The following is a 17,011-nucleotide window of genomic DNA, read 5'->3' on the forward strand; positions in this document are numbered from 1 at the left end:
GCCGGCGGCATCAGCAGGCCGGCCAGCGAATGCTGCCCGGATCGGGGCACACCCACGATCCCTGCAGCCGCGCCCGGATCTGGGCCAAGCTTTGTTCGACCAGCAGCTCGCCGTCGCGGAACACCGGCACCAGCGCCCCGCCCGCCGCCTGCTCGGGCGTCTGCTGATCGTGCAGCACGTAGCCGCTTGGCGTCTCTTCCACGCGCAGCAGTCCCTTGGCGGACTTCTTCACGCCGGAGTCGGTGACCGGGTCCTTGACCAGTTCCTGCGGTTCGCCGTTGACTTCGGCGTATGTGGCCTTCAGCGCCCAGCCGAAGGTGTCGCGCGTCAGGTACTGATAGGTGTATGACCCGATGCCCAGCACCACGTTGCCCGAGGCAAAGCCCTTGCGCTCCAGCCGCACCAGGATGTCGCGCGCCCGGGTCAACGTGATGGAGTCGCCGTAGATCAGGCCGACGTGCGGATCCAGAAGCTTGTAGCCGCGCTCGGTCTCTACCCCGCCAAAGGTGTCCCACAGGCATTGCACGGCGCCCTTCACGTCGGCGGCGCGCAGGGCTTGCCGCGCGCTGGCGTCTTCACCCAGCAGCCAGTAGTTGCCGGTGGCCGCATCGCGCACGGCCTCAAAGCCGGCGGCTTGCGCCGCTTGCAGGGCAGCGCGGTCGTCTACGCCCGGCACATCGGTGCAGAAGTAGCCAGTCAGGATCTTCACGGGATCGCCCGAGTCCGGGCGGAACACGACCTTGGCGTTGCCCAGCGCATCCGGCTCGCGGCTCATGATCTCGGACTTGAGCGCCGCCGCAAAATCCGTGACCACCTGCCAGAAGTCCCAGGTGTCCGACACCACGGACACGATGCCCGCCGGATAGACCTGCTTGACCAGGCGGCGGATGGTTTCGATCTCGCCTTCCTTGCTGCCCAGGCACATCACGGAGTGTTCGGTCGCCGGCACCGAGCCGCCGATGAGTTCCCGATCCGAATCCGCGAGGTAGAGGTCTTCGAGGTAATCGATGGCCGGGATCGTGTCGGTGCCGGTGAAGGACAACAGGTGGCCCGCGCCGCACTTGCGCGCGTCGTACAGGCCGGCCATGCCGCGCATCGAGAAGTCGTGGCCCTGCCAGTCCACGAACGCCATCGGGCTGCCGGTCAGCTGCGCGAAGTAGGTCAGCAGCTTGCGGTATTCGAAGGCGATGGTGGCGACCGTGGACGGCTTCCAGGATTCGCAGCTGAACAGGGTTTCGATGTAGGTCACCAGCCAGGCGAATTCCGGCTGGGTGTTGATGAAGGTGACGGGCGGCACGCGGATGTCGACGCGGGCGCCTTCGGGCACCGAGCGGATTTCCAGCGGCAGGTAGCCCAGGTCGTGCAGCGCCTGCAGGTGGTCGACCGTGACCGCGCCCTTGCCCAGCGCGTTGTCCACGCGGCGCTGGTACTGGCGCACCGCCGTCGCGGCCGGCTTGCCGAAGAACTCGCGGTTGAAAAGACCGATCAGGATTTCCTTGATGAAGCCCTGCAGGCCGAACCAGACGATCTTCTCGTCGAACAGTTCGGGCAGCACCGGCGCCAGGCGCGCGGAACGCGGCGTGAAGTTGGCAAGGATCTTGTTGGTGCCCTTGGGGTACTGGAACGGGTGGCCGGTCTTGTAGAAATCCGCCTGCAGAAAGGGATTCAGGCCGTTCTTGAGCGCGGGGGCCAGGGTGTCGGGGGCATTCATGGCGTTTTCCTTCTTGGCTACTTAGTTGACCAGGACGGCTGCGGCGGCGCCCGGCACAGGGGCGTCTTCGGTGCGAGTCCAGTCGTAGGCGGTGAAAATCTCGGCGTAGTTGGCCTTCAGTTCGGTCAGACCCTTGCTGAAGATGCCGTGCGTGACATACAGGTAGAGCGGCTGGCGGGTCTTGCCGCGCAGGGCGGCGGCCAGTTCCAGGAACGTGCGTCCGCCGTCGCAGATGTCGTCGACCACCAGCACCGGCTGGGCCGGGATATCGTCGGGCACGCGGGTTTCAGTAATGCGGCCGGTCTGCGGATCGCGGACCTTTTCCGCGTAGCGCACATCCGCCACGCCCAGCGCCTTGGCCAGCGCCTGCACCCGCTTGCGGGCGCCGGCGTCCGGCGCCATCAGCGTGACACCCTGCGCAAAGGCCGGGGCGGCCAGCGCCTTTTTCAGGAAGGCGGCGGCATCGACGATCCGAACCCGCGCGAGCAGCGCGGGCGTGACGTCGCTGTGGGGTTCGACGATGGTGACGGTGGCGTACTGCTGGTCGTTGATCAGCTTGCAGAACACCGCGGCGCCCAGCGCCTCGCCCGGATTGCACACGCGGTCCTGGCGGGCGTACGGCACGTAGGGCATGTCCAGGTGCACCGGCACGGCGGGGTTCAGGCGGCGCAGGGCATCGGTCAACAGCAACAACTGCATCACGTCGTCGGCCGACTTCAACAAGGCATGGATGCGAAATTCGCGGGCGGCGTCCGCCTGCTCGCGCAACCCTGCCGGAATGGTGACCTGCATTTCGCCGCCCGGAAACCGGAACGCTGCCGGCGTATCGGTCAGGCGTTGTCCTTCAATGACCGCAGTGATGGTGAACATGATCGTCCCTTAGTGGCATTTCAAAACTAAGTGACGCCAGTATAAGCCTACTTATTGTCGTTGTGCAACTATCTTTGCATTTGATTGGACGCGCTCACGCCTCATCCGACGCTGCGGTCGAAAAACGTGAAATCCTTCAGCCGGTACAGGCGCGCCGGCCGCTGCGCGCCGCCGACCTGTTCGTCGGTGGCCTCCAGCGCGCCCCACGCTTCCATCTTGCGGCGGAAATTGGACTTCTCGAGCCGGGTCTGCAGGATCGCCTCGTAGGTGTGCTGCAGCTGCGTCAGCGTGAAGCGCTCGGGCAAAAGAAAGAACGGCAGCGTGGAATAGGTGGACTTGCTGCGCAGGCGATCCACGGCCGCCCGGACGATGGCGGCGTGATCGAACGCCAGCGGCGGCAGCGCGTCGACGCTGACAAAGCGGAACTCGGCGCGCGTGGCGGCGGCCAGTTCGGCGGCGGGCACCAGGGCCACGTAGGCCACCGACAGCGACCACTGCCGGGGGTCGCGATCCATGCCCGAAAACACCTGCAGCTGCTCAAGGTAGCGCGGCTCGAAACCGGTCTTTTCCCGCAACACGCGCCGGATGCTGTCTTCGGTGGACGCGTCCTCGTCGGCGTGCACCACGCCGCCAGGCAGCGCCATCGCGCCCTGGAAGGGCTCGCGGTCGCGCTGGTGCAGCGCGACTTCCAGGCCGGATTCGCGCAGGGTGAGAAGGACGGCGTCGACGGTGACGAGCGGCTGGGGAAATTCCAAGACGAGGGTTCCAAGATTCGGGTTTTGGGCAAGATGCCACTATGACGGATCCAGGTCAATCCGGCCCCGATCCGCCTGCGCAGGTTTCGGGCGCGTGCGCCACTAGAACAACTTCGAATTTTGGCAAAAATTGACGGCGGATAACGACAATTAACGCATTGTTCTACACTATGCCCCGAGGAACACCGCCGGGTTGATGCTTGGCGCCGTGTTCCTTTTGCTTTTTCTTCAACTGCAACACAGGAGTTTTCCGGATGAAAAAGACGCTGCTCGCCGCGGCAATGCTGGCCTCTTTCGCAGGCGTTGCCCAGGCAGAACCGTCAGTCACCCTCTATGGTGTCATCGACACCGGCCTCGGCTACAACAAGATCAAGGGCGATGGCTACAGTGGTTCCAAAGTCGGCATGATCAACGGCATCCAGGCCGGCTCCCGCTGGGGCCTGCGCGGATCCGAAGATCTGGGCGACGGCCTGCGTGCCGTCTTCAAGCTGGAAAGCGGCTTTGACTCCGCCAACGGCAGCCGCGGCCAGTCGGGCCGCCTGTTCGGCCGCCAAGCCACCATCGGCCTGGCCAACGACGCCTGGGGCTCGCTCGAATTCGGCCGCCAGGCCACGGTCGGCTCCAACTACCTGGCCGACATCGATCCCTTCTACACCAGCTACACCCAGTCCAACCTGGGCCTGGGGTTCAGCGCGGCCAACACCATGCGCTGGGACAACATGGTCATGTACCGCACCCCGTCGGTGAACGGCTTTGAATTCGCCGTGGGCTACTCGTTCAGCGTGGACGACACGACGACGGACCAGACCGGCTTCAAGACCGCCGACAACACCCGCGGCATCACGACCGGCCTGCGCTACGTGCAAGGTCCGCTGAACGTGACGCTGACGTATGACCAGCTGAACGGTTCCAACCGCGGTTCCATCGACAACGGCGCCACGCCGCGCCAGTACGCCATCGGCGCGTCGTACGACCTGGAAGTGGTCAAGCTGGCCGCCGCTTACGGCCGCACTACCGACGGCTGGTTCGTTGGCCAGGACCTGCCGGCCGGCACGCCCTTCAGCGATGAATTCGGCATCAACCGCTTCGTGGACGGTTTCAAGGCCAATTCCTACATGCTGGGCGCAACGTTCCCCCTCAGCGCGGCCGGCAGCCTTTTCACGTCGTGGCAGCACGTGGCCCCGTCCAACGACAAGCTGACGGGCGGCGACGCCAACATGAACGTCTACAGCGTGGGCTACACCTACGACCTGTCCAAGCGCACCAACCTGTACGCCTACGGTTCGTACGGCACGGATTACGCGTTCATCGACGGCGTCAAGAGCACCGCCGCCGGCGTGGGCATCCGCCACCAGTTCTAAGCGTGTGCCGGGCCGGTCCGCCTGCGCGGCGCCGGCCCACCCCGCCGCCCGGGCCGCTACCGCGCCCGGGCGCGCTCCAGCATCTGGACGATCTCTGTCTGCCCGCGCTGGCGGGCGTGCTGCAACGGCGTGCGGCCGTCCTTGTCCGGCAGATTCACGTCCGCGCCCCCTTCGATCAGCAGCCCCACGATGGCCTGATGACGCGGTCCGCCATCGCTCAGAATGATGGCTTCCAGCAGCCCGGTCCAACCCAACCGGTTGACATGGTTCGGATCCACCCCAGCCTGAAGCAGACGCTTGACGACCTCGACATGACCCCGCTCGCAAGCAGGTATCAGCGCCGTGCCGCCGTAGCGGTTGGTGCTTTTCAGATCCGCGCCGTGCGTCAGCGTCAGTTCCAGAATCTCGCGATACCCCTGCGCGCCCGCCAATAGATAGGCGCTGTCCTGCATGCCGTTCTTGGCGTTCACGTCCGCGCCAGCCTGGATCAGCGCCGCCGCGGCCGCTGCGTGGTTGCCTTGTGTGGCGCGCAGGAGCGGCGTGTTGCCCTGCCCGTCCCGCGCCTCGAGCGGCGCGCCTGCGGCCAGCAATTGGCGCACCCGCGCCGTGTCGCCCTTGCCGGACGCCTCCAGCAGTTGCGCGCCCCGGTCGTCCGCCGCCGCACCGAAGCCGATTGCGCTGAGCGTCAGCGCGAAGCAGACGCGCCAGAAGTTGATGTAAGCCATTGCCGGCAGCCTCCCTGGGTTTTCCGGTATCGCGCCACGGTCCCGCGCCGGGCGCGCTGCCATTATCTCCCTGCTGCGCGCCGCGCAAGCTATGCTCGGTCAGATTCATGGTGACGTGCAATGCGCAGGAAACACGCGTCCGGCATGATCGGCCTCCCTTACTGATCGCAGCCTCCCACGAACTGTCATGCCTTCTCGTTCCCCTTCCGAGTTCTCGCCCGTATTCCGTCCGCGAACGCGCCTTGCCCGCGCCCTGTCCCTGGCGTTGCTGCCGCTGGTCCTGGCCGCCTGCAATGGCGGCGGCGACGATGACGATGACGCCGTCCAGCCGCCTGTCGCCGAAACCCCGGCGCCGCCGCAGACGCCCGCTCCGGAACCGCAACCTGAAACGCCCCCGCGCAATACGGCCTACCTGCAGACCAAGCCGGGCGACGTGATCCAGGTCCGCATCGAGGAACTGCACCCCACGCAGGCCGCGATCGGCTATGACCAGATCTATTACAAGCTGGGCCGCTGGCAGGGCGACTTCGACCGCGCCACCTGGGCGGCCGATCCGGTGCTGCAGCTGGATTACCTGAACCGCACGGTCGGCAAGAAGTTCGACGATTACTGCGAAGACGTGGGCGGCGCCGAGCGCGCGCAGAAGTTCCAGAGCATCGCCGAAGCCCGCGCCGCCCGCCTGGACCAGCCCGACACGTTCGCCTGCCTGGACGCGCCGGGCACCCACACCGCCAACCTGAAGACGGTGGTGGTGGGCTGGGACGGCAATCTGTACCTGACCGACGGCCACCACACGTTCTCGTCCCTGCGCGAGATCTTTGACGGCGGCCCCAAGCTGCCGGTGTGGGTGAAGGTCGACGCCAACTACAGCGATCTGACGACCGCGTCCGCCTTCTGGCAACGCCTGGTGGACGAGCGCCGAGCGTGGCTGCGCGACGGGCAGAATCAGCCCATCACCGTCGACCAGCTGCCCACGCGCCTGGGGCTGTCCCATGCGCAGGAACCCGGCGGCATGCAGGAAGACCGCTATCGCTCGCTGGTGTACTTCACCCGCGACATCGCCTACAGCAACGGCAACCTGCCCGAGTTCGCGGAATTCCTGTGGGGCGACTGGCTGCGCCGGCAGGCCGCGGCGGGCCAACTGCCCGGGTTGGATCAGTACAAGATGCAGGCGCCGGCCACGCCCGCCGAGATCCTGGCGGTCAGCACGCTGAACAAGGACATCCTGCCGACCGGCGCCAGCGACAGCTACGCCGCCGCCGTGCGCGATGCCTCCTTGAAGATGAGCGCGTTGAACGACACGGATATCGTGTTCGAGGACCGCGATGCCGCCAGCCTGGGCCGCATCGTGCTGGCACCCAACGCGGCCAGCGGCTCGCCCACCAAGACCGCGCGCGACACCTTGGAAGAACTGCCGCGCAACGACGTCAAGACGTCAGACGGCACGCCGCGCGGCGCGGGCAAGCTGTGGTTCGCGGTGAATTACCGCACCTGCGGCAAGCCGGCGTCGGGCACCTGCTGGGGATGGTGATGTGAAAAAGGCCCGCACAAGCGGGCCTTTTCGCATTGGGCCGTCAGGACCTCAGAGCACTTCCTTCGTATTTTCGGCCTTGGCTAGCTGCTGCATTGCCAGGGACACCTTCTGGGCGACTTCCAGGCGTTCGGCGGCCGACATGGCGTCGTACTCTTCCTTGGAAATGCCCAGGCTTGCCAAGGCCGCGTAGAACATCTTGTCCTCGATCGACATCGCGGCGTAGTCCATGAACTCCTGCTCGGCCTGCGACGGCGCGGATTGCGCGGCGCCCGAGACGCCACGGCCCATGGCCGAACGGTTGCGCTCGGTGGCGTCGGCGAACGCCGCGCGAAAGCCCTCGCCGGCAGTGGCGTTGGCGGTGCGGGCGGACGCGGGTTGGCCGGCGCCGGCATTGATACCCAGGAAATTCACGCTGCTCATGGAGGCTCCAAAGGGAATGGCGGTCAGGGTGCCAACATACTCCCCACCCGCGCCGCCGGAAGGCCCGGTCAGGCGCCCGATCGGCCCGCTTCTCGCGGGATTGCCGCGCGACCATTTTCAGCGTCCTTCGAGTATCTTGTGCCTCTTGCAAACCTTTCAGAGATCCCTCTCATGAGCATCGACCCCTCCGCCGCCAGTCAGCCTGCTGCCGCCGCACCCACCGCGGACGCCTTCCTGCAGTTCCTGGTCAACCTGGTCAACAACGGCAGCCAGATCGAGAGCATTGGCGTGACCTTGCAGATGGGCGGCATGCTGGTGTCCGGCTCGATCGTTTCGGGCGCCGAGTACTTCGACACCTTCGCCGCCAGCTTTTCGGGCTCGCTGGCGTCGATGGACGATGACACGCGCCAGACCGTGCACGCTTCGCTGGCCGAACTGGGCGATGTGTTCCGCCTGCCGCAGCCCGTCGACCCGCTGCCCAACTACATCCACCTGGCCGACGCGCTGTTCTTCACCGCTGACGGCACGCCCATTGCGGGACAGCCGACCCTGTGGCGCGGCCGCACCAGCGCCGTGGACGGATTCATCCTGGGCCGCATGCAGTCCGACGCGTCGGCCTGATCCGCATGACGCAAACCGTACCGCCACCGATCGAGGGCCAGGATATCGACCGCAAGGCGATGCTGGCCCTGATCGAGGCTGCCCCGGGCGTCCCGCTGTCATTCGTCGATTGCGACTTCCAGGAGGCGGACTTTTCGCGCCTGGATCTGCGCGGCTTTCAATTCAGCGGCTGCGCGATCGCCGGCGCCTCGTTCCAAGGTGCAGACCTGACCGACACGCAATGGCTGCGCTGCCGGGGCGGGTCGGCCAATTTCGCCTCGGCCGACGCCAGCGAGGCCTCCTTCCAGAACTGCGACCTGAACAATGCCAACTGGCGCCGTGCGCGGCTGGCCAGCGCGCGCTTGCGAGCATGCAAGCTGACAGGTTCGGATTTCGATGGCATCGCGTGCCTGGGGTGGTCGCTCGAGGAATGCCGGCTGGTCGGCGCCCTGCTGCGCGGCGTGTCGTTTCGCAAGTGCAACCTGCTTCAGCTCGATTTCTCGGACGCGGACCTATCGGGCAGCGATTTCCGCGAGACGGTCTTTCACGGCGGCAGCCTGCGCAACGCCACCCTGAAAAACGTGCACTTCGAAGGCGCGGACCTGCGCGAGGCCGATCTGGGCGGTCTGGACCTGTCGGCCGCCGCGCGGCTGGCGGGCGCCACCATCTCCAAGACCCAGGCGGCGGCGCTGCTGGCTGAACTGCGGATCAGCGTGGTCTGACGCCTTTGCGGTGCTCCGCGCGCTTGCGCGGGCGCGGGCCGGCGTTGCGGCGCGTTGATTCAGCCGGGGCGCCGGAAGCGCGCCCGAGCCGCCTCGATCTGCCCGTGGCAGACGCAGCCGCTCATGTGCTCGTTTACCATCCCGACGGCCTGCATGAAGGCGTGGATGGTGGTTGGCCCGACGAACGTCCAGCCGCGCCGCTTCAACGCGCGCGAGAGTTCGATCGACGCCTTGGAGGTGGGATTGTTGTCCCAGTAGTGCCGGTCCACGGCCGCCGGACGCGCCTGCGGCGGCGGCTCGTGCGACCATAGCCAGCCGGCGAGCGACCCGGTTTCATCGGCCAGTTCGCGCGCGCGCTGCGCGTTGTTGATGGCCGACACGATCTTGGCGCGGTTGCGCACGATGGAGGCATTGCCCATCAGGCGCTCCACGTCGCGCTCGGTATAGCGCGCCACGCGTTCCATGTCGAAATCGTCGAACGCCTCGCGAAACGCCTCGCGCTTGCGCAGGATGGTGATCCACGCCATGCCGGCCTGAAAGCCTTCCAGGCAGATCTTTTCGAACAGCCGCCGGTCGTCCGCCACGGGCCGGCCCCATTCATGATCGTGATAGTCCGGCATGGACGGCTGCCAGAAGCAGCGCGGCACGCCGTGCTCGTCGACGCTCAGGCCAGAGTCGGGGCTGCCGGCGTCCGGGCTATCGGCGTCTGAGCTAGCGGCGTCCGGGCTGCCGGCGGCCGGCTTGCGCTGATCCCCGCCAGCCCGCCTGGCGGCGCTCATGGCTTGCGGGGCACCGGGCAGCTGGTGTCGCCTTCCTCGCACGCGAGGTACGCGCGCAGTTCCTTGGTGCGGGCCTGCGTGAGCTTATCCAGGCACTGGCTCAGCACCATCGGATACGCGCTGCCGCCCGTAACGCCTGCTGACGAAAACGCGCATTCGGCATCGCGAAAGAACAGCCACGCCTTCTGCGCGGCCTGCAATTGCGTCAAGGCAGCCTTGCTGTCTTTCAGACGCTCGGTCACTTCCTTGTACGCGGCGTTCAAGTCGGCGTCGGACTTGCGATAGGCCTGGTCCGCGCACAGGTTCATGTCGGTCTGGGTCGAGGCCTGGTCACACTTGAGCACTTGGGCCTGCGCCCCCGCTGCAAGCAGGAGCGCTGCGGCGGCAAACACGATACGCATGGGATTTCCTCCTGTATCCGGTGGGTGGTGGGTTTGGGTGATTGCCGTGGGGTCGGCAAATGCTTGGGGGAAAGTGTCGCACGGATGCCGGTCCGGCGCAGCGCGTCCGCTCGTCGCCTAAGATAGGGCCCATGAAGATCCAATTGCTTTCCGATTTGCATCTTGAAACCGATCCCACCTTCGTGGCACAACCTTCGCCCGGGGCCGACCTGCTGGTGCTGGCCGGCGACATCGGTTCGTATCGCCAGGGCTCACGGCTGGAGCGGGACGATTTCGGCCTGGGCGACTATTCGCCCCGCCACGGCTGGCCCACGCCTGTTCTCTTCGTGCCGGGCAACCACGAATACGACAACGTGGATTTCGACGAGACGCATGAGCGCCTGCGCGACCTGTGCGAGACCCTGGGCATCCAATGGCTGGAACGGGAGACCACGGTGATCGGCGGCGTTCGGTTCGTGGGCACGACGCTGTGGACGGACTTCGACGCGCTTGCCGCGCCGGACGACGCGCTGGGGGAAGTCCTGAAAAAACGCGCCAAGGCTTTCCGGGCCGCGGACTTCTATCTGGAAAAGGCCGAAATGCGCCGCCACGGCGCACCCTTCATGGCCGAACAGATGCGCGAGCAGGGCCTGGCCTGCCAACAATGGCTGGACGCCGCGTTGCGCGTGCCCTTCGACGGCACGACGGTAGCGATCACGCACTTTGCACCCACGCTAGCCAGCGCCGATCCGCGCTACGGGGTCACGCCGGGGACAGCGGGATTCTGCAACGCGCTGGACGGGTTGCTGCCGCTGGCTGACGTGTGGATACACGGACATCTGCACTGTCCGCAGGACTACATGAAGGACGGCTGCCGGGTGATTGCGAATCCGCTGGGGTATGCAAAGAAGGGGGAACAGGAGGGCTTCGCGCCGGGGAAGTTGTGGGAAGTGCCGGCCTATCGCCGGCCGTGATCGGCAACCTTGCAGGGCTCACTTGGCGACGTGAAGCGCGCGAAAAATCCATGTCGAATGGCGGTTCGTTGCACCTTCGCATCCGGACCCACGTACACATCCACTCGGCTGAACGGGCCGTTTACTTCCACATGATCCCCGCTTTCCGCTGGCAAGCTGACCGAGGTCCAGTAGTCGGAAGCGTGATGCCAATCGGTGTAATACATCGCCGACTCACCGGGGTGTAGCGTTCTTCTAGCGAGGTACACGTCGGTATCGTAGACATAGCCGATCGGGGAACCTCCCGCAGCCGAATAGTGAATAACCACGACCGGTCGGCAGAAATACCAAAACAGCGTCAGCGCGCAAAGCAATCCTGCCACCGTGGCGCAGCCAATCTGGATGTAGGACGAAAACCCCTCCATCACCGTGCCGCCATGGGTGGTCTTGTCGCCAACACGAATGATCGGGCGCCCTGTCATCATGGCTCCTGGCAATTGCTGATGCACCGGAGTTTGAGCGCCGAAGAAAGCGGCTTGAATCAGATAAACACGAAAATGGCCTGACGCATTGGCATCCCTTCATGCAAAGCAAAAAGCCCACCGCTTTCGCAAGTGAGCTTTTGCACGTAGACCACTACGGAGATCAATAGCGTCCGATCAGGGCATTGAATTCTTTCTGCCCTTCACACCTTGCTCGTCTCAAGGCGCCGGATTCGGATGCCGCGCGTGGATCTGGTTGATCGCGTCCAGCACGTCTGCCGGCAAGGTCACGTCGACGCTGTCGATGTTTTCCTTGAGCTGTTCCAGCGACGTCGCGCCGATCAGGTTGCTGGTGACGAAGGGGCGCTGGTTGACCCAGGCGAGCGCCAGGTGCGTCGGCGAGATGCCGTGTGCGCGGGCCAGTTCCACGTATTCGCGCGTGGCGGCTTCGGCCTGGGGGTTGCTGTAGCGGGTGAAGCGCGAGAAGACCGTCAGGCGGGCGCCGGCCGGCTTTGCGCCGTCCAGGTACTTGCCGCAGAGCATGCCCATCGCCAGCGGCGAATACGCAAGCAGGCCCACGCCTTCGTGGTGAGTGAATTCCGACAGGCCGATCTCAAACACGCGGTTCAGCAGGCTGTAGGCGTTCTGGATCGAGGCGATGCGCGGCAGGTTCTGGTTTTCGGCGTGGCGCAGGAACTGGCTGACGCCCCACGGCGTTTCGTTGGACACGCCCACGTGGCGCACCTTGCCGGCGCGCACGAAGTCCTGCAGCACCGACAGGGTTTCCTCGATCGGCACGGTGTGCTCGTCTTCGACCCACGGGTAGTTCAGCTGGCCGAACGTGGCCGTGGTGCGGTCGGGCCAGTGGAGCTGATACAGGTCCAGGTAGTCCGTCTGCAGCCGCTTCAAGCTGGCGTCCAGCGCCGCGGTCAGGTTCTTGCGGTCCAGGAAGGTCTTGCCGTCGCGGATGTGGCCGGGACGCTTGGGGTCGCGCACGGGGCCGGCGACCTTGCTGGCCAGCACGATGTCGTTGCGGCGGCCCGTCTTGGCCAGCCACGTGCCGATGTAGGTTTCGGTCAGGCCCTGCGTTTCGGGCTTGGGCGGCACCGGGTACATTTCGGCCACGTCGACCAGGTTGACGCCGCGCTCCAGCGCGTAGTCCAGTTGCTGATGCGCGTCAGCTTCGGTGTTCTGCTCGCCCCAGGTCATGGTGCCCAGCCCGATCAGGCTGACGTCCAGGTCGGTACGGCCGAGTTTGCGGTATTTCAAGTTCTGCTCCGTGCGGGGTCTTCAAGTTGGGAAGCGACACCTTACTCCAAGATGTTGGCATTTCGCTGACGGGCGGGGCGTCAGGGCCACGCCCGATTGCCGCCGCCGCGCAATCGGCTTACGCTGATGCGCACATCCAAACCGGGGGGAGACGGCATGCTGCGGGAAGTTGACGAAGTCATCATCTTTTTCGTCGTGCTCATCATTTTCCTGGCCGTCATCGAGCTTGCCTACCGGCTCGGCCGCCGGCTGCGCAAGCCGGCCGATGAGGCCGCCAAGACGCACATCACCGCGCTGCAGACCGCGCTGCTGGGCCTGTTGGCTTTGCTGCTGGGGTTTACGTTCGCCATGTCGGTCACGCGCTTCGAGACGCGCAAGAACCTGGTGCTGGAAGAGGCCAACGCCATCGGCAACGCCTATTGGCGATCGCAGCTCATTCCCGCCGAACACCGGCCTGCGGTGGCCAAGATGCTGCATGAATACGCCTCGGCATCGCTGGACTACCACCTGGCCGATCAGGATTCGCCGCGCTTTGCCGCCGCCAACGCCACCGCGCGCCGCATCGAACGCCAGATCCGGGCGGCGGTCGCGGCCCGGGCGGAGAACCCGCCGACCATCTCCACCATCATGTTCATCCAGGCCATCAACGAGATGGCGCAGATCAACGAAAAGCGGCGCGTTGCGCTGGAAAACCACGTGCCGGAGCCGGTGTACTACCTGCTCTTCATCGTGGCCGCCGGTTCGATGGCCTACATCGCCTACGGCACTGGCCTGTACGGACGGCGGCGGCCCGTGTCGACCGGCATGTTTGCCGCGCTGATCGCCCTGGTGCTGACCTTCATCCTGGACATCGACCAACCGATCGGCGGCTTGATCGAGGTCGGCCAGGAAAGCATGGAGCGCATGCGGGACACGCTGGCCGACGAAATGCGGCAGCAGCCCTAGCCGCGTTCAGGGCCGGTCGATGACCGCCATGTTTCCTCAATCAAAGAAAGGCCGCAGAAACTGCGCCGTGACGCCGGCGTTGCCGCGGCTGACCGCCTGCGGCGTGCCGGCTGCCACGATCGCGCCGCCTGCCTCGCCGGCGCCGGGTCCGACGTCCAGCATCCAGTCGCTGCCCGCCACCACGCGCAGGTCGTGTTCCACCACGACCACGGTGTTGCCGGCGTCGACCAGGCCGTGCAATTGCGTCATCAGTTTGTCCACATCCGCCGCGTGCAGGCCCGTGGTGGGCTCGTCCAGGACGTACAGCGTGTTGCCGCGCTGGCTGCGCTGCAGCTCGGTCGCCAGCTTGATGCGCTGCGCCTCGCCGCCGGACAGTTCCGTGGCGGGCTGGCCCAGGCGCAAATAGCCCAGTCCGATTTCAGAGAGCAGCGTCAGGGGACGCGACACGACGGCCTCGTCCTTGAAGAACGCGCGCGCCTCGTCCACGGTCATGTCCAGCACCTGCGCGATGTTGCGGCCATTCCATTCGACTTCGAGCGTCTTGGCGTTGTAGCGGCTGCCGTGGCACGTGGGGCACGGCGCATACACGCTGGGCATGAACAGCAATTCGACGTGGACGAAGCCTTCGCCCTCGCAGGTCTCGCAGCGCCCTTGCGCGACGTTGAAGGAAAAGCGGCCGGCGCCGTAACGCCGCGACCGGGCGGCCTTGGTGCCGGCAAACAGCTTGCGCACGTGGTCAAAGAGGCCGGTATACGTGGCGAGGTTGGACCGCGGCGTGCGGCCGATGGGCTTCTGGTCCACATTGACCAGCCGCTTGATGGCTTGCGCGCCGGCATGGATGCGGCCCGTCGTGCGCGGCAGGTTGCCGGGCTGCGGCAGGTCGCTGTCGGATTCCTCGGCGGGCAGCTCCTGGCCCAGATGTTCGCCCACCAGTTCGACCAGCGCCTGGCTGACCAGACTGGATTTGCCTGACCCGGACACACCCGTCACCGCCGTGAACGCCCCCAGCGGAAAGCGCGCGTCCACGCCATGCAGGTTGTTGCGGTGGATGCCGCGCAGCTCAAGCCACCCGGTGGGCTCGCGCGGCGTGCGCCGGCTGGCGGGCCGGGCATCGAACAGATACTTGGCCGTGACCGATTCCTTGACCTTGCGCAGGCCGTCTGGCGGACCGCTGTACAGCACCTGTCCGCCATGCTGGCCCGCGCCGGGCCCCACGTCCACCAGCCAATCGGCGCGGCGCAGCGTATCCAGGTCGTGCTCCACGACGAAGAGCGTGTTGCCGCCCGCCTTGAGCTGGTCCAGCGCGCGGTGCAGCGCCTGGCCATCCGCGGGGTGCAGGCCCGCCGAGGGCTCGTCCAGCACGTACACCACGCCAAAGAGGTTGGAGCGGATCTGCGTGGCCAGGCGCAAGCGCTGCAATTCGCCGGGCGACAGCGTCGGCGTGGACCGGTCCATCGCCAGATAGCCCAGGCCCAGCGCCTGCAGCGTGCCGATGCGCTCGACCAGGTCGTGCGCGATGCGCTGCGCGGCAATGCGTTTCTCGGGCGATGCGTCCGGCGTGCGGCGCACGTCGCTGCTGCCCGCATGCGACAGCCCGCCCGCCGCCACGCGGCGCGCGTTGGCGCGCACCCCGGCAGCCTTGCTGCGGGTCGTGCCGGCTTTCCCGGCCGCGTCGTCGAAGCGGCCTTCGGCGGCGGGCGTCAGGATCTCGGCGATGCGGGCCAGCGGCAGTTGCGACAGGCTGCCGATGTCCAGGCCCGCAAAGGTCACGGACAACGCCTCGCGTTTCAGACGCCGGCCGCCGCATTCCGGGCAGGGCGCGCCGGTCATGAAGCGGGCCACGCGCTTTTTCATCATGACGCTTTGCGTGGTGGCGAACGTGTGCATGACGTACCGGCGCGCGCCGGTGTAGGTACCCATGTAGCTGGGCTCGGCCTTGCGGCGCAGCGCGGCGCGCGTCTCGGCGGGCGTGAAGCCGGCGTAGACGGGCACGGTCGGCTGCTCGTCGGTGTACAGGATCCAGTCGCGATCCTTCTTGGGCAGGTCGCGCCACGGCTTGTCCACGTCGTAGCCCAGCGTCACCAGGATGTCGCGCAGGTTCTGCCCGTGCCAGGCGGGCGGCCACGAGGCAATGGCCCGCTCGCGAATGGACAGCGACGGGTCCGGCACCATGGACGCCTCGGTCACGTCGTACACATAGCCCAGGCCGTGGCAGTGCGGGCAGGCACCCTGCGGCGTGTTCGGCGAAAAGTCCTCGGCGTACAGCATGGGCTGGCGCGCGGGATACGTGCCGGCACGCGAGTACAGCATGCGCAGCATGCTAGACAGGGTCGTCACGCTGCCCACCGTGGAGCGCACGTTGGGCGTGCCGCGCTGCTGCTGCAATGCCACCGCGGGCGGCAGGCCGTCGATGGCGTCGACGTCGGGCACGCCCACCTGATCGATCAGGCGGCGGGCGTATGGCGACAGCGATTCCAGGTAGCGGCGCTGCGCTTCGGCATACAGGGTGCCGAACGCGAGCGAGGATTTGCCCGACCCGGACACGCCGGCGAACACGACGAGCGCGTCGCGCGGGATGCTGACGTCGACGTTCTTCAGATTGTGTTCCCGCGCGCCTCGCACGCGGATGCAGGCATCGGGGCCCGGCTTCGAAGGTGTCTTGCGCTGGCTCATGGTCCAAATAGTAATAGACCGAAGATCGAGCTGGGCGTGATCGACCTGGAACTTGCTGGCGGCCGCCATCCCTTGAACACCGGCCTGCAGGATGCCTTCAATCTGGGCAGGAAGCTGGTGCTGGCCTGACAGGGGCGTGGTTCGCCGGCCTGATGGGAAAGCCCATCGCGACCTAGGGAAATCCCCAGCAAATTGCTTGTCGATCCGGGTGTTGGCGGTTCGTCGTAGTCATGCACCCACCCTCACTTCAAGGCGGATTACACCATGACTACCGGAACCGTACGACACCTTCGCGTCCTGCGCACCACCCCCGAACGCGTCTATCGCGCCTTCATCGAGCCCGATGCGATAGCCAAGTGGCTTCCGCCCTATGGCTACACCTGCTCGGTCCAGGAACTGGACGCGCGCGTGGGCGGCCGCCACAGGATGGCCTTCCACAACTTTGCCACCGGCCATGAAGAGCCGTTCGGCGGTGAATATCTGGAGCTGGTTCCGGGCGAGAAGATCCGCTACACGGACCGTTTCAACGATCCCAACCTGCCAGGCGAGATGACCACCACCGTCACCCTGCGGCAAGTGTCGTGCGGCACGGAACTGGTCATCGTGCAGGAAGGCATACCTGAGGTCATCCCGACCGAGATGTGCTACCTGGGCTGGCAGGAGTCGCTGCTGCAACTGGCGCAGCTGGTCGAGTCCGATGTGCCCGACGGCCCCGTGCGCGACTGACGCCGCCGCAGCGGCGGCGTCCACTCCGATACGTTTGTTCATGTTTTGACACCATCAGGTCGCGCGTAACGGTGCGACTGCCTACAAAATGTGGCGCGCCCCCGGA

At 66.2% G+C, this 17,011-nt stretch carries 17 protein-coding genes; 7 read left to right on the forward strand and 10 right to left on the reverse strand.

Annotated features, from left to right (window positions below; translation table 11 throughout):
• Window positions 1-10: 10 nt before the first annotated feature.
• From KVT32_RS19085 to KVT32_RS19095, 3 genes are all read right to left on the reverse strand, one after another.
• Window positions 11-1,711: a nicotinate phosphoribosyltransferase gene (locus KVT32_RS19085; RefSeq protein ID WP_217618706.1), complete on the reverse strand. Its 1,701-nt coding sequence runs from the start codon at window positions 1,709-1,711 to the stop codon at window positions 11-13.
• Between the two features lie 21 nt (window positions 1,712-1,732).
• Window positions 1,733-2,581 (reverse strand): ribose-phosphate diphosphokinase, encoded by an 849-nt coding sequence (prs, locus tag KVT32_RS19090; protein ID WP_152382421.1) that lies wholly within the window; start codon window positions 2,579-2,581, stop codon window positions 1,733-1,735.
• A gap of 101 nt (window positions 2,582-2,682) precedes the next feature.
• A complete protein-coding gene (locus KVT32_RS19095) occupies window positions 2,683-3,336 on the reverse strand; it encodes an NUDIX domain-containing protein (protein WP_056326188.1) in 654 nt (217 codons plus the stop codon).
• 254 nt (window positions 3,337-3,590) lie between these two features.
• Here KVT32_RS19095 and KVT32_RS19100 point away from each other — a divergent pair, with 254 nt between their 5' ends.
• On the forward strand, window positions 3,591-4,697 hold the full coding sequence (locus KVT32_RS19100) for a porin (RefSeq protein ID WP_152382422.1): 1,107 nt from the start codon (window positions 3,591-3,593) through the stop codon (window positions 4,695-4,697).
• Window positions 4,698-4,753: 56 nt separating this feature from the next.
• Here KVT32_RS19100 and KVT32_RS19105 read toward each other — a convergent pair whose 3' ends face one another.
• A complete protein-coding gene (locus KVT32_RS19105; protein WP_152382423.1) occupies window positions 4,754-5,422 on the reverse strand; it encodes an ankyrin repeat domain-containing protein in 669 nt (222 codons plus the stop codon).
• A gap of 187 nt (window positions 5,423-5,609) precedes the next feature.
• On the opposite strand from KVT32_RS19105, the gene KVT32_RS19110 reads away from it, so the two are divergent.
• The gene (locus tag KVT32_RS19110; protein ID WP_217618707.1) at window positions 5,610-6,953 is read left to right on the forward strand and encodes a ParB/Srx family N-terminal domain-containing protein; all 1,344 of its coding nucleotides are present in this window, start codon (window positions 5,610-5,612) and stop codon (window positions 6,951-6,953) included.
• A gap of 51 nt (window positions 6,954-7,004) precedes the next feature.
• Here KVT32_RS19110 and KVT32_RS19115 read toward each other — a convergent pair whose 3' ends face one another.
• Window positions 7,005-7,376 carry a hypothetical protein gene (locus KVT32_RS19115; protein ID WP_152382425.1) on the reverse strand — a complete coding sequence of 124 codons (372 nt, stop codon included), beginning with the start codon at window positions 7,374-7,376 and terminating at the stop codon, window positions 7,005-7,007.
• 171 nt (window positions 7,377-7,547) lie between these two features.
• Between KVT32_RS19115 and gvpU the strand changes: the two genes are divergently transcribed.
• The gene (gene gvpU / locus KVT32_RS19120) at window positions 7,548-7,997 is read left to right on the forward strand and encodes a gas vesicle accessory protein GvpU (RefSeq protein ID WP_180097963.1); all 450 of its coding nucleotides are present in this window, start codon (window positions 7,548-7,550) and stop codon (window positions 7,995-7,997) included.
• A 5-nt stretch (window positions 7,998-8,002) separates the two neighbouring features.
• Entirely contained in the window at window positions 8,003-8,698 is a 696-nt protein-coding gene (locus tag KVT32_RS19125; RefSeq protein ID WP_152382426.1) for a pentapeptide repeat-containing protein, read from the forward strand.
• A 59-nt stretch (window positions 8,699-8,757) separates the two neighbouring features.
• On the opposite strand, the gene KVT32_RS19130 is transcribed toward KVT32_RS19125, so the two are convergent.
• Window positions 8,758-9,318: a DNA-3-methyladenine glycosylase I gene (locus KVT32_RS19130; RefSeq protein WP_254636942.1), complete on the reverse strand. Its 561-nt coding sequence runs from the start codon at window positions 9,316-9,318 to the stop codon at window positions 8,758-8,760.
• Between the two features lie 155 nt (window positions 9,319-9,473).
• Window positions 9,474-9,878, reverse strand: coding sequence for a lysozyme inhibitor LprI family protein (locus KVT32_RS19135; RefSeq protein WP_056326179.1), 405 nt, complete (start codon window positions 9,876-9,878; stop codon window positions 9,474-9,476).
• Window positions 9,879-10,009: 131 nt separating this feature from the next.
• On the opposite strand from KVT32_RS19135, the gene KVT32_RS19140 reads away from it, so the two are divergent.
• Window positions 10,010-10,831 (forward strand): metallophosphoesterase, encoded by an 822-nt coding sequence (locus KVT32_RS19140; RefSeq protein ID WP_217618709.1) that lies wholly within the window; start codon window positions 10,010-10,012, stop codon window positions 10,829-10,831.
• On the opposite strand, the gene KVT32_RS19145 is transcribed toward KVT32_RS19140, so the two are convergent.
• Window positions 10,816-11,295 carry a hypothetical protein gene (locus KVT32_RS19145; protein ID WP_217618710.1) on the reverse strand — a complete coding sequence of 160 codons (480 nt, stop codon included), beginning with the start codon at window positions 11,293-11,295 and terminating at the stop codon, window positions 10,816-10,818. The two genes, KVT32_RS19140 and KVT32_RS19145, sit on opposite strands and share 16 nt — an antisense overlap.
• A gap of 216 nt (window positions 11,296-11,511) precedes the next feature.
• The gene (locus KVT32_RS19150; RefSeq protein ID WP_152382432.1) at window positions 11,512-12,561 is read right to left on the reverse strand and encodes an NADP(H)-dependent aldo-keto reductase; all 1,050 of its coding nucleotides are present in this window, start codon (window positions 12,559-12,561) and stop codon (window positions 11,512-11,514) included.
• Between the two features lie 156 nt (window positions 12,562-12,717).
• On the opposite strand from KVT32_RS19150, the gene KVT32_RS19155 reads away from it, so the two are divergent.
• On the forward strand, window positions 12,718-13,506 hold the full coding sequence (locus KVT32_RS19155) for a hypothetical protein (RefSeq protein ID WP_152382433.1): 789 nt from the start codon (window positions 12,718-12,720) through the stop codon (window positions 13,504-13,506).
• Window positions 13,507-13,542: 36 nt separating this feature from the next.
• Here the strand turns inward: KVT32_RS19155 and KVT32_RS19160 are convergent, their stop codons facing one another.
• The gene (locus tag KVT32_RS19160; protein WP_152382434.1) at window positions 13,543-16,179 is read right to left on the reverse strand and encodes an excinuclease ABC subunit UvrA; all 2,637 of its coding nucleotides are present in this window, start codon (window positions 16,177-16,179) and stop codon (window positions 13,543-13,545) included.
• A gap of 264 nt (window positions 16,180-16,443) precedes the next feature.
• On the opposite strand from KVT32_RS19160, the gene KVT32_RS19165 reads away from it, so the two are divergent.
• The gene (locus KVT32_RS19165) at window positions 16,444-16,905 is read left to right on the forward strand and encodes an SRPBCC family protein (protein WP_175155204.1); all 462 of its coding nucleotides are present in this window, start codon (window positions 16,444-16,446) and stop codon (window positions 16,903-16,905) included.
• Window positions 16,906-17,011: the final 106 nt, after the last annotated feature.

Source organism: Achromobacter sp. GbtcB20, from assembly GCF_019091095.1.
Taxonomy (GTDB): Bacteria; Pseudomonadota; Gammaproteobacteria; order Burkholderiales; family Burkholderiaceae_B; genus Achromobacter; species Achromobacter mucicolens.